Genomic DNA, 16,082 nt, shown 5'->3' with positions numbered 1-16,082 from the left:
ATGATGCGCGGCCGATGGCGGACGACGCCCAGCGGCTCCGCGACTACCTCACCCGGGTGGTCGCCGAGCTGCAACACACCCGCCGGCGGGTCCGGGACCTGGAGTCCGCGGCGGGCGAGCCGATCGCCATCGTCGGGATGAGTTGCCGCTACCCGGGCGACGTGCGCTCCCCGGACGACCTGTGGCGGCTGGTCAGCACCGGCCAGGACCCGATCGGTCCGCTGCCCGCGAACCGCGGCTGGGACCTCTCGCTGGCCGACGAGCCGTCCTGGGCGGGCGGATTCGTCGAGGACGCCGGGGAGTTCGACGCGGACCTGTTCGGGATCTCGCCGCGCGAGGCGCTGGCGATGGACCCGCAGCAGCGGCTGCTGCTGGAGACCTCCTGGAAGGCCTTCGAGGACGCCGGGCTCGACCCGCTGTCGCTGCGGGGCTCCAGCACCGGCGTCTTCGTCGGCGTCACCTCGGTCAGCTACGGCCCCGGGATGGACCTGCCGGAGGACGTGGCCGGCCACCTGATGACCGGCACCGCCTCCAGCATCGCCTCCGGCCGGGTGTCGTACACCTTCGGCCTGGAGGGCCCGGCGGTCACCGTGGACACCGCCTGTTCCTCCTCCCTGGTCGCGCTGCACCTGGCCGTCCAGTCGCTGCGCGAGGGCGGCTGCGACCTGGCGCTGGTCGGCGGCGTCACGGTGATGACCACCCCGATGCAGATCGTCGAGTTCGGCCGCCAGGGCGGTCTGGCCTCGGACGGCCGCTGCAAGGCGTTCTCCGACGAGGCCGACGGCGCGGGCTGGTCCGAGGGCATCGGCCTGCTGCTGGTCGAACGGCTCAGCGACGCGCGGCGCCGCGGCCACCAGGTGCTCGCGGTGGTCCGCGGCAGCGCGATCAACCAGGACGGCGCCTCCAACGGCCTCACCGCCCCGAACGGCCCGGCGCAGGAACGGGTGATCCGACGGGCGCTGGCCAACGCCCGGCTGAGCGTCGAGGACGTGGACGCCGTGGAGGGCCACGGCACCGGCACCCGGTTGGGCGACCCGATCGAGGCCCGGGCGCTGCTGGCCACCTACGGGCGCGGCCGCTCCGCCGAACGCCCGCTCTGGCTCGGCTCGATCAAGTCCAACATCGGCCACACCCAGTCCGCCGCCGGGGTGGCGGGCGTGATCAAGATGGTCATGGCGATGCGCGACGGCACCCTGCCGCCCACGCTGCACGCGCGACGGCCCTCCGCCCAGGTCGACTGGTCGCCCGGCACGGTCCGGCTGCTGACCGAGCCGCGGCCGTGGCCGGCCGCCGACCGGCCCCGCCGCTCGGCGGTCTCCTCGTTCGGGATGAGCGGCACCAACGCCCACGTCATCCTGGAGCAGGCCCCGGAGCCCGAGCCCGTCGAGCCCGCCGCCCCCGAGGGCACCGCCCCCGCCGAGGGCACCGGGCCCGCGCTCACCGCCGGCCCGCTGCCGTGGCCGCTGGCCGCGAAGACGGCGGACGGGCTGCGCGGCCAGGCCGTCCGGCTGCGCGACGCCATGACCGCGGACGACGCCCCCCGGCCGGTGGACGTCGCCCGCTCCCTGCTGACCCGGGCCGCGCTGCCCAGCCGCGCCGTGGTGCTCGGCGCGGAGCGCGCGGAACTGCTGGCCGGCCTGCAGGCACTGGCCGACGGGGAGTCGGCGGCCAACCTGGTGCGCGGCGAGGCCGCCGGCGGCACCGGGGTGGTCTTCGTCTTCCCCGGCCAGGGCAGCCAGTGGGCCGCGATGGCCCGTGAACTCCTGGACGCCTCACCGGCGTTCCGGCAGCGGCTGGAGCAGTGCGAGGCGGCGCTCGCGCCGTACGTCCCCTGGTCGCTGTCCGAGGTGCTGGGCGGCGCGCCGGACGCCCCCGACCTGAGCCGGGTGGACGTCGTCCAGCCGGTGCTCTGGGCGGTCATGGTGTCGCTGGCCGAGGCCTGGCGCTCGGTCGGCGTCCGCCCGTCCGCGGTCGTCGGCCACTCCCAGGGCGAGATCGCGGCGGCCTGCGTCGCCGGCGGCCTGACGCTGGAGGACGGCGCCCGGGTCGTGGCGCTGCGCAGCCGGGCGCTCGCCGCCCTCGCGGGCCGCGGCGGCATGGTCTCGCTGCCCGTCGGCCGGGAGCGGGCCACCGAGCTGATCGCCCCCTGGGGCGAGGGCCTCTGCGTGGCGGCGGAGAACGGCCCCGCCTCCACCGTGGTCTCCGGCGAGGCCGGCCCCGTCGAGGAGCTGCTGGCGCTCTGCGAGGCCCGGGAGGTGCGTGCCCGTCGCATCCCGGTGGACTACGCCTCGCACTCCCCGCAGGTCGAGGAGCTGCGCGAGCGCATCCTCGCCGACCTCGCGCCGATCACCCCCGGCTCCAGCGGCATCGCCTTCTACTCGACCGTCACCGGCGCGCCGATCGACACCGCGCGGATGGACGCCGGCTACTGGTACGACAACCTGCGCTCCACCGTCCGCTTCGAGCAGGCCACCCGCGCCCTGCTGGCCGACGGCCGCTCGGTGTTCGTGGAGAGCAGCCCGCACCCGGTGCTCACCATCGGCATCCAGGACACCGCGGACCAGGCAGGCACCCCGGTGACGGTCACCGGCACGCTGCGCCGCGAGGACGGCGGCCCGGACCGCCTCCTGGCGGGCGCCGCCGAGCTGTGGACCGCCGGGGTCGCCGTCGACTGGTCGGCGGCCTTCGCCGGCGGCACGCGCACCGCGCTGCCCACGTACGCCTTCCAGCGCCGCCGCTACTGGCCCGATCCGCTGCCCGCCCCGGCGCGGGCGGCCGGGGGCGGCGACCCCGCCGAGAGCGGGTTCTGGGACGCCGTCGAGCGCGGCGACGCCGAGGAACTGGCCGCCACCCTGCGGCTGGACGAGGCGCCCGGGGTCCTGGACGCGGTGCTGCCCGCGCTGGCCGGCTGGCACCGCGGCCGCCGCCGGGGCGCGACCGTCGACTCCTGGCGCTACCGGGTCACCTGGACCCCGGTCCCCGACCTGCCCGCGCACCCCCGGCTGGGCGGCCGCTGGCTGCTCGCCCTCCCGGAGGGCGGGAACGGCGGGGAGGTCGCCGACCTGCTGCGCTCGGCCGGGGCCGAGGTGGTCGAGCTGACCGTCGCCGCCGACGCCGACCGTACGGAGCTCGCCGAACGGCTGAGCGCCGTCGGCTCCGCGACGGGTGCGGTCTCGCTGCTGGCGAGCGCCGAGGACGCACCGCAGGCCCCGGCCGGGCCGGCCGCGACCGTCACCCTGCTCCAGGCCCTCGGCGACGCCGACCTCGACGCGCCGCTCTGGTCGCTCACCGGCGGCGCGGTGTCGATCGGCCGCGCGGACCCGCTGCGCAGCCCCGTCCAGGCGCTGGCCTGGGGCCTCGGCCGGGTCGCCGCGCTGGAGTACCCGCGCCGCTGGGGCGGTCTGATCGACCTTCCGGCCGTCCTGGACGCCCGGGCCGGAGCCCGGCTGGTGGCGCTGCTCGGCGGCGCCGCCGGGGACGAGGACCAACTCGCCGTGCGCGGCTCCGGGGTGTTCGCCCGCCGCCTGGCCCGCGCCCCGCGCGCGGCCGGGACGACGCTCGAACTGCCCGGCTCGGTGCTGGTCACCGGCGGCACCGGCGCGCTCGGCGCGGTCGTCGCCCGATGGCTGGCCGGCCGCGGCGTGCCGCACCTGACCCTGCTCGGCCGGCGCGGCACGGCGGCGCCGGGCGTGGCGGACCTGGTCGCGGAGCTGACCGCGCTGGGCACCCGGGTGACCGTGGCGGCCTGTGACCTGACCGACCGGGAGTCGCTGGCCGGCGTGCTGGCGCGGATCCCGGCGGAGTTCCCGCTGGTCGGCGTGGTGCACGCGGCCGGCGTCGGCCAGGCCATGATGCTGGACCGCACCGGCCCGGCGGAGCTGGCCGAGGTGCTCGGCGGCAAGGTCGCCGGCGCGCTGCACCTGGACGAGCTGACCCGCGGCCTGGACCTGCGGATGTTCGTCACCTTCGGTTCGGGCGCCGGGATCTGGGGCAGCGGCGGCCAGGCGGCCTACGCGGCCGCGAACGCCTACCTGGACGCGCTGGTCCTCCGGCGCCGGGCCGAAGGCCTGCCCGGCACCTCGGTCTCCTGGGGCGCCTGGGGCGAGGTGGGCATGGTGTCGACCGACGCCGTCCGCGACCACCTGCGCGAGCGCGGCATGGTGCCGATGGACCCGGACCTGGCGATCGAGGCGCTGGCCGGGGCCGTCGACGCGGGCGAGGACTGCCTGACCGTCGCCGACATCGACTGGCCCCGCTTCGTCGACACCTTCACCGCCACCCGGGTCAGCCCGCTGCTGGCCGACCTCCCCGAGGCGCGGACGGCGGACGAGGAGCCGGCCGGCGAGGACCGGCGCCCGGACCTCGGCCGCCGGCTCGCCCCGCTGCCCGAGGCGCAGCGCCGGCAGATCCTGCTGGACCTGGTCCGCACCGAGGTCGCCGCCGTGCTCAAGCACCCGGACGTCCGGGCCGTCGAGGCCGCGCGGACCTTCAAGGACCTGGGCTTCGAGTCGCTCACGGCGGTCGAGCTGCGCAACCGGCTGAACCGGGAGACCGGCCTGCGGCTGCCCGCGACCATGGTGTTCGACCACCCGACGCCGACCGCGTTGGTGGCCTACCTGGAACGGGAGTTGGATCTCGGAGCCGAGGCGGGCCCGGCCGGCGCCGAGCCGGCGGCGGTCCCGGCCGGCCTGGACGAGCCGATCGCGATCGTCGGCATCGGCTGCCGCTTCCCCGGCGGCGTCCGCTCGCCCGAGGACCTGTGGACCCTGGTGGCCGACGGCGCCGACGCGCTCTCCTCCTTCCCCGTCGACCGCGGCTGGCCGGACCGGGTGCCGGGCGTGGACAGCGCCGTCGGCGGCTTCGTGGACGACGCCACCGAGTTCGACGCCGGGCTGTTCGGCATCTCGCCGCGCGAGGCGCTGGCGATGGACCCGCAGCAGCGGCTGCTGCTGGAGGCGTCCTGGGAGGCCTTCGAGGACGCCGGCATCGATCCGCACGAGGTGCGCGGCAGCCGGACGGGCGTCTTCGCGGGCGCCTCGTCCTCGGGCTACGGCCACGGCCAGCTGCTCGACGGGGTCGAGGGGCACGTGCTGTCCGGCACCGCCAACAGCGTGATCTCGGGCCGCGTCTCCTATGTGTTCGGCCTGGAGGGTCCGGCGGTCACGGTGGACACGGCCTGCTCCTCCTCGCTGGTGGCGCTGCACCTCGCGGTGCAGGCGCTGCGGGTGGGCGAGTGCGGCATGGCGCTGGCCGGCGGCGTCGCCGTGATGGTGAACGCCGGCGCGTTCGGCGAGTTCAACCGGCAGGGCGGCCTGGCCTCGGACGGCCGCTGCAAGGCCTTCGCGGCCGGTGCGGACGGTACGGGCTGGGGCGAGGGCGTCGGCGTGCTGGTGCTGGAGCGGCTGTCGGACGCCCGGCGCAACGGGCACCAGGTGCTCGCGGTGGTCCGGGGGAGCGCCGTCAACCAGGACGGTGCGTCCAACGGGCTCACCGCGCCGAACGGGCCCTCGCAGGAGCGGGTGATCCGTCAGGCGCTGGCCAACGCGGGGCTGTCGGTCTCGGACGTGGACGCCGTCGAGGCGCACGGGACGGGCACCCGGCTCGGGGACCCGATCGAGGCGCAGGCGCTGCTGGCCACCTACGGCCGGGACCGCGACGGTGAGCCGCTCTGGCTGGGCTCGGTGAAGTCCAACCTGGGCCACACCCAGGCCGCCGCCGGTGTGGCGGGCGTGATCAAGGCCGTGCAGGCGATGCGCAACGGTGTGCTGCCGGCCACCCTGCACGTGGACGAGCCGACGCCGCAGGTGGACTGGTCGGCGGGTGCGGTCGAGCTGCTGACCGAGGCCCGGCCGTGGCCGGAGGCCGGTCGCCCGCGCCGGGCGGGCGTCTCCGCCTTCGGGATCAGCGGGACCAACGCCCATGTGGTGCTGGAGCAGGCTCCGGCCGAGGAGCAGCTGCCGGTCGAGGAGGCGACGGGGCCGACGCCGTGGGTGGTGTCGGCGCAGAGCGCCGGGGCGCTGAAGGCCCAGGCGGCGCGGCTGGCCGGGAAGTTGGAGTCCGAGGCGCTTGAGTCCGAGGCGCTGGAGTCCGGGGCGGCTTTGGAGTCCGGGGCGTTGGAGTCCGGGGCCCGTCCGCAGGACGTGGCGTGGTCGCTGGCGACCGGGCGGGCCGGGCTGGCCCACCGTGCGGTGGTGCTCGGCGACGGCCGGGCCGCGCTGCTGGACGGCCTGCTCGCGCTGGCGGACGGCCGCCCCTCGGGCGGGGTCGTCAGCGGTGTCGTGGCGGAGGGCCGCACGGCGTTCCTGTTCACGGGGCAGGGCGCGCAGCGGATCGGCATGGGCCGGGAGTTGTACGAGGCCTTCCCGGTGTTCGCCGGGGCGTTCGACACGGTCTGCGCGGAGTTCGACCTGCTGCTGGACCGGCCGGTCCGGGACGTGGTGTTCGAGGGTGCGGAGGACCTGGACCGGACGGTGTGGGCGCAGGCCGGGCTGTTCGCGGTCGAGGTCGCCTCGTACCGGCTGCTCGAATCCTGGGGCGTGACACCCGACTTCCTGCTCGGCCACTCGATCGGCGAGGTGGCGGCCGCCCAGGTGGCGGGCGTTCTCTCGCTCGCGGACGCGTGCGCCCTGGTGGCGGCACGTGGCCGGCTGATGGACGCGCTGCCCGAGGGCGGCGCGATGCTCGCCGTCCAGGCCGCCGAGGCCGAGATTCGCGACGCGGTCGGCGAGCGGCTGGACGTCGCGGCCGTCAACGGCCCGACCTCCGTGGTGGTTTCGGGTCCGGCCGAGGTGGTGGAGGAGCTCGCGGCCCGCTGGAAGACCGAGGGCCGCAAGATCCGTCGGCTGACGGTCTCGCACGCCTTCCACTCGGCCCTGATGGAGCCGATGCTCGACGAATTCGCCGCCGTCCTCGCGAAGTTGACCTTCACCGAGCCGAGGATCCCGATCGTCTCCACCCTGACCGGCAGCCTCGCCGAGCCGGGCCTGCTCGCCACCCCCGACTACTGGGTGCGCCAGGTCCGCGAGGCCGTCCGCTTCGCCGACGGCGTCGACGTCCTGCACCGCCAGGGCGTCACCCGCTACGTCGAGCTGGGACCGGACTCCGTGCTGTGCGGCCTGGCCGGTCAGACCGTGGGGGAGGCCGTGTTCGCGCCGCTGCTGCGCCCCGGCCGGGACGAGCGGGAGACCGTCCTGCGGGCGCTCGCCGCCCTGTGGGCGGCCGGGGCCGGGCTCGACTGGTCCGCGGTGCTGCCCGCCGGCCGTCGGGTCGCCCTGCCGACGTACGCGTTCCAGCGCGAGCGCTACTGGCCGCGCTCCCTCGACCTGGGGAGCCTCGCGGCCGACCCGGCCGAGACCCGGTTCTGGCAGGCGGTCGAGAACCAGGACCTGGACGGCCTGGCCGAGGCCCTGGAGATCGACCGGGCGCCCGAGGAGCTGGCGTCCGTCCTGCCGGTGCTGTCCTCCTGGCGGCAGCGCCGCCAGGTCGACTCGGTGGTGGACTCCTGGCGCTACGAGGTGGTCTGGAAGCCGCTGACCGGCCTCACGGAGACCCTCCTGTCGGGGCGCTGGCTGCTGGTGACGGCCGAGGGGGCACCCGTGGAGGCCGTCGAAGCGGCACTGCGGGCCGCCGGCGCGGACGTGGTGACGCTGGCCGGCGAGGGCCTCGGCCGGCGGGAACTGGCCGACCGCATCCGCGAGTCGGCCGCCGAGGGCGAGCCGGTGAGCGTGCTCTCCCTGCTCGCCGTGGCCGAGCAGCCGCAGGGCCCGGGCTCGTGGGTGTCCTCCGGCGTGGCCGGGACGCTGACGCTGGTCCAGGCACTGGGCGACGCGGGCGTCCGGGCCAGGCTGTGGTCGACGACCGTCGGTGCGGTGTCGGTGGGCCGGGCGGACCGGTCGGTGAGCCCGGCGCAGGCGCAGATCTGGGGTCTGGGCCGGGTGGCCGCACTGGAACTGCCGGACCTGTGGGGCGGGTTGGTCGACCTTCCGCCGGTGCTGGACGAGCGGGCCGGCCGCCGGCTGGTGGCGGTGCTCGGCGGTGCCGAGGACCAGGTCGCCGTGCGCTCCTCGGGCGTCTACGGGCGCCGGGTGGTGCGGGCCGCGCAGCGGAGCGGCCGCGGCGGCGTTCGGACCCCGTCCGGGACGGTGCTGGTGACCGGTGGTCTGGGTGCGCTGGGTGCGGAGGTGGCCCGTTGGCTGGCCGGGCGCGGGGTGCCGCACCTGGTGCTGACCGGCCGTCGTGGCGATCGGACGCCGGGCGCCGCCGAGCTGGTGGCCGAACTGACCGGTCTGGGTGCCCGGGTGACGGTCGCGGCCTGTGACGTGGCGGACCGCGACGCGGTCGCCGCCGTCCTGGCCGCGGTGCCCGCCGAGCTGCCGCTCACGGGCGTGGTGCACACCGCGGGCGTGGTGGACGACGGCGTGCTGGACGGCGAGACGGTCGAGCGGTTCGAGCCGGTCTTCGCCGGCAAGGTCGGCGGCGCCGAACTGCTGGACGAGCTGACGGCCGGTCCGGAGCTCGATCTGTTCGTGGTCTTCTCCTCGGTCGCGGCGACCTGGGGCAGTGGTGGTCAGGGCGCCTACGCGGCGGCCAACGCCCACCTGGACGCGCTGGTGCTGCGGCGCCGGGCGCGCGGGCTGCGGGGCACGTCGGTGGCCTGGGGCCCGTGGGCCGGTGAGGGCATGGCAGCCCAGGGCGATGCCGCCGAGCAGCTGCGCCGTCGTGGTCTGGCCGTGATGGACCCGGAGTCGGCGGTGTCGGCCCTGGCACGGGCGGTGGACGCGGACGAGGTCTGTGTGACCGTCGCGGACGTGGACTGGCAGCTGTTCGCGCCGGCCTTCACGGCCGTGCGCACCAGCCGGCTGCTGGCGGAGCTGCCGGAGGCCGTCGGCGCGCAGGCGCCGGTGGTCGAGGGCGTGGAGCTCTCCTCGGAGTTCCGGGAGCGGCTGGCGGAGGCCGCGGCCGGGCGCCGGGAGCGGATGCTGGTGGACCTGGTCCGGACCGGTGCGGCCGCCGTCCTCGGGCACGCTTCGATGGAGGCCGTGGACGCCGGTCAGGCGTTCCGCGACCTCGGCTTCGACTCGCTGACGGCGGTGGCCCTGCGCAACCTGCTGGTGAAGGAGACCGGGCTCTCGCTGTCGGCCACGCTGGTGTTCGACTATCCGACGCCGGTGGTGCTGGCGCGGCATCTGGCCGAGGAACTGCTGGAGTCGGTGCCCGAGGCGGTGGCGGAGCAGGCCGGTGCGGCGGTGGCCGTCGCGGACGATCCCGTCGTGATCGTGGGCATGAGCGCCCGCTATCCGGGCGGGGTGCGTTCGGCGGCCGGGCTGTGGGATCTGGTGGCCGCCGGGGCGGACGGGGTCACCGGCTTCCCGACCGACCGCGGCTGGCCGCTCGAAGCGGTCGGCGCCGCGGCGGCGCGCGGCGGCTTCGTGGAGAGCGTGACGGAGTTCGACGCCGGGCTGTTCGCGATCTCGCCGCGCGAGGCGCTGGCGATGGACCCGCAGCAGCGGATCCTGCTGGAGGCCTCCTGGGAGGCCTTCGAGGACGCCGGGATCGACCCGCGCTCGGTGCGCGGCGAGCAGATCGGCGTCTTCGTCGGAGCCTCCAACTCCGGCTACGGTGCCGCCGGCGGCCTGGAGGAGGTCCAGGGCCATGTGCTGGCCGGGACGGCGAACAGCGTGATCTCCGGCCGGGTGGCGTACGCCTTCGGTCTGGAGGGCCCGGCCGTCACCGTCGACACGGCCTGCTCCTCCTCGCTGGTGGCCCTGCACTGGGCGGCGCAGGCGCTGCGCGAGGGCGACTGCGGGCTCGCGCTGGCCGGCGGTGTCACCGTGCTGGCCACCCCCGGGGTGTTCGGCGAGTTCGACCGCCAGGGCGGCCTGGCCGCCGACGGCCGCTGCAAGGCCTTCGCGGCCGGCGCGGACGGTACGGGCTGGGGCGAGGGCGTCGGTCTTCTGGTGCTGGAGCGGCTCTCGGACGCGCGCCGCAACGGGCACGAGGTGCTCGCGGTGGTCCGGGGCAGCGCGGTCAACCAGGACGGTGCCTCCAACGGCCTGACCGCCCCGAACGGTCCGGCTCAGCAGCGGGTGATCCGGCAGGCGCTGGCGAGTGCCGGGCTGTCGGCCGCCGAGGTGGACGCCGTCGAGGCACACGGCACGGGCACCGTGCTGGGCGACCCGATCGAGGCGCAGGCGCTGCTGGCCACCTACGGCCGGGACCGCGACGGCGAGCCGCTCTGGCTCGGCTCGGTGAAGTCCAACATCGGGCACACCCAGGCCGCGGCGGGCGTCGCGGGCGTGATCAAGATGGTGCAGGCGATGCGCCACGGGGTGCTCCCGGCGACCCTGCACGTGGACGAGCCCACCGCCGAGGTGGACTGGTCGGCGGGCGCGGTGGAACTGCTCACCGAGGCGCGCCCCTGGCCCGAGCTGGACCGGCCGCGCCGCTCGGCGGTGTCCTCCTTCGGCATCAGCGGCACCAACGCCCATGTGATCATCGAACGCCCCGAGCCCGGGCCGGTGCCCGCGCCGGTGGCGGGGGCGGGGGCCGGCCTCGGGCCCGTGCCGTGGGCGCTGTCCGCCCGCACCGCCGAGGGGCTGCGCGGCCAGGCCGAACGGCTGCGCGAGCACGTGCGGGAGCACGGGACGACGGACCTCCGGGACGTCGGCCGCGCCCTGGCCACCACCCGCGCCGCGCTGGAGCACCGGGCGGTCGTCGTCGGCTCCGACCGCGAGGAACTGCTGCGCGGGCTGGCCGCCGTCGTCGACGGCGCGCCGAGCGCGGCCGTGGTCTCCGAGCGCGCGGGCGACGGCCGGGTGGCGTTCCTGTTCACCGGCCAGGGTGCGCAGCGGGCCGGGATGGGACGTGACCTCCACGCCCGCCACCCGGTGTTCGCGGAGGCCTTCGACGCGGTCTGCGCGGAGTTCGACCTGCTGCTGGACCGCTCGGTCAAGGACGTGGTGTTCGAGGGCACCGAGGACCTGGACCGTACGGTGTGGGCGCAGGCCGGGCTGTTCGCGGTCGAGGTGGCGCTGTTCCGGCTGCTCGAATCCTGGGGCGTGGTCCCGGAGTCGATGCTCGGCCACTCGATCGGCGAGATCGCCGCGGCGCACTGCGCCGGGGTGTTCCCGCTGCCGGACGCCTGCGCCCTGGTGGCCGCGCGCGGCCGGCTGATGGAGGCGCTGCCCGAGGGCGGGGCGATGCTGGCGGTCCAGGCCACCGAGGCCGAGGTCCGCGAGGCGATCGGCGGCCGCCTGGACGTCGCGGCCGTCAACGGCCCGGCCGCCGTGGTGGTCTCCGGCCCCGTCGAGGTGGTCGAGGAGTTCGCCGCGCGCTGGTCGGCGGCCGGGGTGAGGACGCGCCGGCTGGCCGTCTCGCACGCCTTCCACTCGGCCCTGATGGAGCCGATGCTGGACGACTTCGCGGCCGTACTGAAGGGCCTGGCCTTCAGCGAGCCGGGCATCCCGGTGGTCTCCGCCCTGACCGGCGGGATCGCCGGGCCAGGCCTGCTCACCACCCCCGACTACTGGGTGCGCCAGGTCCGCGAGGCCGTCCGCTTCGCCGACGGCGTCGAGACCCTGCACCGCCAGGGCCTGACCCGGTTCGTCGAACTGGGCCCCGACGGCGTGCTGTCCGCGCTGGTGGCCCGGATCGTCCCGGACGCCGTCGGCGTGCCGCTGCTGCGCGAGGGACGGGACCACGTGCCGTCGGCCGTCGGGCGGCTCTGGGCGGCCGGCGTGCCGGTGGACTGGGCGGCCGTGCTGCCCGGTGGCCGGCGGGTCGACCTGCCGACCTACGCCTTCCAGCGGGACCGCTACTGGCCGGAGCCGACGGTGGCGGCGCAGCCCGTCGACCCGGCGGAGGAACGGTTCTGGGAGGCGGTCGAGCGCGAGGACCTCGGCGAGCTGGCCGAGACCCTGGACGCCCGACCGGAGGCCGTCGGGACGGCGCTGACAGCGCTGGCCTCGTGGCGTCGCCGCCGTCGCCAGGACGCCCGCACCGACGCCTGGCGTCACCGGGTGCTGTGGCAGCCGGCCGCCGCGCCGTCCGGCCGGGCCGTGCTGGACGGGACCTGGCTGGTCGTCGCCCCGGAGGGCGAGGAGCTGGCGGCCGAGGCGCAGAGCAGCCTGGTCGCCGCCGGGGCCCGGACGCTGCGGCTGGCCGTCGACGGCGACGCGGGCGATGCGGGCGACGGAACCCACGGAACCGACGGAACCGACGGAACCCGCGGGACGGACCGCGCGGCGCTGGCCGCGCGGCTGCGGACCGTGCTCGACGGGGCCGGTGCGCTCGCCGGCGTGCTCGCGGTGCCCGGCGACCGGGTCGCCGAGCTGGCGACGCTCGCCCAGGCCCTGGACGACACCGGCCTGACCGCCCCGCTGTGGGCGGTCACCGCCGGTGCGGTGTCGACCGGCCCGGCGGACCCGCCGGCCGACCCGGGCCAGGCCACCGTCTGGGGCCTCAGCCGCGGCCTCGACCTGGCCGGTCCGGACTGCTGGGGCGGAATCGTCGACCTCCCGGTGCGCCGGGACGCCGCCGCCTGGGACCGCCTCGCGCAGGCGCTCACCGGACCGGAGCAGGAGGCCGCGATCCGCGACGGGCGGGTCTTCGTCCGCCGGCTGGTCCCGGCCCCGGCCGGGGCGGCGGCCGGGCAGGTGCGGTGGCCGGACACCGGCACCGTCCTGGTCACCGGCGGCACCGGCGCGCTCGGCCGGCGGGTCGCCCGCCGACTGGCCGGCCTGGGCGTGCCGCGCCTGCTGCTGGTCGGCCGGCGCGGTGAGCGGGCGCCCGGCGTCGCCGACCTGCTCGCCGAGCTGCGGGCGGCCGGAACCGAGGCGACGGTGGCGGCCTGCGACGTCGCCGACCGGGCGGCGCTCGCCGGGCTGCTCGCCGCGGTCCCCGCCGAGCACCCGCTCACCGCGGTGGTGCACGCGGCCGGGGTCGGCGACGACACCGCGGCCGACGCGCTCACCCCGGAGCGGATCGCCGAGGTGCTGCGGCCCACCGTGGACGGCGCCCGCCACCTGCACGAGCTGACCTCGGGTCTGGACCTGAGCGCCTTCGTGCTGTTCTCCTCGGTGGCCGGGGTCTGGGGTGCCGCACAGCCCGCCCGGGCGGCGGCCAACGCCTACCTGGACGCGCTGGCCGAGGCCCGCCGGGCCGCCGGCCTGGCGGCCACCTCGATCGCCTGGGGGCCGTGGGCCGCCGCCGACGGGCTGACCGCCGACGCCGCCGGCCTGCTGGCCCGCACCGGGCTGCGGGCGCTGGACCCGGACGCGGCGCTCGACCTGCTCGCCCGTCTGCCCCGGGAGGCCTGCCTCACCGTCGCGGACGTCGACTGGGAGCGCTTCGCCGCCTCGTACACGCTCAGCCGGCCGCGCCGGCTGCTGGACGGGGTCCCGGCCGCACGGCGCACCGCCGGCGCGGCCGACGAGCCGGTGCCGGCGGACGCGGCGGCGCTGCGCGAGCGGCTCGCCGGGCTGCCGGACGAGGAGCGGCACCGGGCCGTGCTCGACCTGGTCCGCGCCCACGCCGCCGGCGTGCTCGGGCACGACGGCGCCGAGGCGGTCGCACCGGAGCGGCCGTTCCTGGAACTGGGCGTCAACTCGCTCAGTGCGATCGAGCTGCGCGACCGGCTCCGGACGGCCGTCGGGGTGCCGCTGGAGAGCACCGTGGTGTTCGACAGCGGGACCGCGGCCGAGCTGGCCCGGCGGGTCCTGGCGGCCCTCGGCGGGTCCGCCGCCGCCGAGCCGCGCGAGCAGACCGGGATCCTGCGCGCCCTGTACGCCGAGTCGATGCGGCAGAACAAGCTCCACAAGTACATGGAGTTCCTGTCCGACGCGGCCTCCTACCGGCCGATGTTCGACTCGCCCGAGGAGGTCACCGAGCCGCCCGCGCCGGTCTTCCTGGCGCGCGGGCCGAAGCGGCCGCGGGTGGTCTGCCACACCGGCATGTCGGCGCTGGGCGGCGTGCACGAGTTCGCCCGCTTCGCCGCCTCCTTCAACGGCAGCCACGACGTGATCGCGCTGCCGCTGCCCGGCTACCGGGACGGGGAGCAGCTGCCGGCCGGCCTGGAGGCCTCGCTGGACTGGCAGGCCAGGACACTGGTCGAGGTCGCCGGGGACGCTCCGTTCGTGCTCCTCGGGCACTCCGGCGGCGGGCTGCTCGCCCACGCGCTGACCCGCCGGCTGGAGGCGATGGGCGTGCCGGTGGCCGGCGTGGTGCTGGTGGACACCTATCCGATGGACCGTCCGATGCACCAGGAGTGGCTGTCGGAGCTGACCGAGGGCACCTTCGGGCGTGAGGAGCTGGCCGTGCCGATGACCGACACCCGGCTCACCGCCCAGGCCTGGTACGGCCGGATGTACCTCGGCTTCCGGGCCGAGGAGGTCGCCGCCGCCACCCTGGTGGTCCGGGCCTCCGACCCGATCGGCGAGTGGACCCGGGAGGACGACTGGCGCGCCACCTGGGACCGGCCGCACCGTACGGTCGACGTCCCCGGCAACCACTTCACGGTGATGATGGAACACGGCGCCACGACCGCCGCGGCCGTCCGGGAGTGGCTGGACACCCTGGTCGAGCCCGGTGGTGCGCAGGCCGCCGAAGGGTGACCGGACGCGGAACCGCCCGGGAGCGTCTCGTACGCTCCCGGGCGGTTCCGTCCGCGGGCCGCCGGCTCAGGCGCGGTACGCGACCCGCAGCGGCAGGCGCTTGAGGCCCAGCACGAAGTTGAACCGGGTGTGCCACTCCAGCTCCGTGGAGGCCGGCTCGATCCTCCCGTAGCGCCGCAGCAGCTCGGTGATGGTCAGGCAGACCTCGGTCCGGCCGAGCATCGCGGCGATGCAGTAGTGCGGTCCGGAGCCGAAGGCGAGCGACTTCACGCCCTCGCGGCGCAGGTCCAGGCGGTCCGGGTCGGGGAACCTCGCCGGGTCGCGGTGGGCGGCGCCGAGGATCGCCAGGACGACGTCGCCGGCCGGGATGCGCTGCCCGGAGAGGACGAGGTCGTCGGTCAGGTGCCGCAGGATGACCTGCACCGTGGAGTTGTAGCGGGCCAGCTCCTCGAAGCAGTCGCCCATCATCCCCGGGTTCGCCCGCAGCAGCTCCAGCTGGTCGGGGTTGGTCAGCAGGGCGTGCATGCTGTTGCCGATGACGTTGATCGTGGTCTCGTGCCCGGCGTTGAACAGCAGCAGCACCTGGGCGATCACGTCCTCGTCGCTGAGCCCCTCGCCGTCCTCGTCCTTCGCCATCAGCATGGTCAGGACGTCGTCCCGGGGCTCGGCCCGGCGCAGCTCCATCTGGTGCCGGATGTAGGCGCTGAACTCCGGCTCGGCCTGGTTCATCGCGTCCCGCATCCGCGGGGTGATCAGCGGGTCGATGATGTTGGCGATCGCGTTCGTCCACTTGAGGCACTTGTCCGCGTCCTCGATCGGAATGCCCAGCAGGCCGCAGATCACCGCGACCGGGACGGGGGCGGCGAGCTGCTCGATCAGGTCGACCTCGCCCTCGCCCATGTCGTCGATCAGCCGGTTGACGATGCGCAGGATCTCCGGCTCCAGGCGCTGCACGGCGCGCGGCGTCACCGCCCGGGCGATGATGCGGCGCAGCTTGCGGTGCTCCTCGCCGTGCTTCACCAGCATCCAGCGGCTCAGGCTGCGCATCGCCGGGCTGTCGGGACCGCCGCGCTGCTCCGCGAACGCCGGATCCGTGGTGACGCTGGAGGACGCCTGCGGGGAGCGCAGGAACGCGTCCACGTCGTCGTACCGGCTGAGCGTCCAGAATCCGTACGGCGAATGGTGAATGGGTTCCGTCTCGCGCAGCCGCCGATAGTAGGCGTATCTGTTCCTATGGAGCTGCGGATCGTTGAGGTCGAAGAGAACCCTGGTCCTTTGCCGCTCCACCATGACCCGGCCAATCATCGCGAGGAAATTTTTCCCCCAGGCTCCGGCGGACGGTGATGAGGGGTCAACCCCTATCCTTCCCGGCGGCGTGCTGGTTAAGGGGGAATCCTTGAGGCTAGGGGTGGTTGACGGCGCCGGGCCACGATTAGCCTGCGTCGGGCGGGACCGGTGAATTGGGCGGCTGGT

The 16,082-nt window shown here is 76.2% G+C and carries 2 protein-coding genes; one reads left to right on the top strand and one right to left on the bottom strand.

The features are described 5' to 3' along the window. Positions 1-14 precede the first annotated feature (14 nt). Positions 15-14,609, top strand: coding sequence for a type I polyketide synthase (locus tag ACFVHV_RS12055; protein WP_380350923.1), 14,595 nt, complete (start codon positions 15-17; stop codon positions 14,607-14,609). Positions 14,610-14,675: 66 nt separating this feature from the next. On the opposite strand, the gene ACFVHV_RS12050 is transcribed toward ACFVHV_RS12055, so the two are convergent. Next, positions 14,676-15,899: a cytochrome P450 gene (locus ACFVHV_RS12050; protein ID WP_359905265.1), complete on the bottom strand. Its 1,224-nt coding sequence runs from the start codon at positions 15,897-15,899 to the stop codon at positions 14,676-14,678. Positions 15,900-16,082: the final 183 nt, after the last annotated feature.

Source organism: Kitasatospora sp. NPDC127116 (assembly GCF_042677365.1).
Taxonomy (GTDB): domain Bacteria; phylum Actinomycetota; class Actinomycetes; order Streptomycetales; family Streptomycetaceae; genus Kitasatospora; species Kitasatospora lactacystinica.
This window is presented reverse-complemented; position numbering and strand designations above follow the sequence as displayed.

Excerpts from the sequence above, each read along its gene's own strand:
- ACFVHV_RS12055 (WP_380350923.1), top strand. The coding sequence starts at position 15 with ATGGCGGACGACGCCCAGCGGCTCCGCGACTACCTCACCCGGGTGGTC.
- ACFVHV_RS12050 (WP_359905265.1), bottom strand. The coding sequence starts at position 15,899 with ATGGTGGAGCGGCAAAGGACCAGGGTTCTCTTCGACCTCAACGATCCG.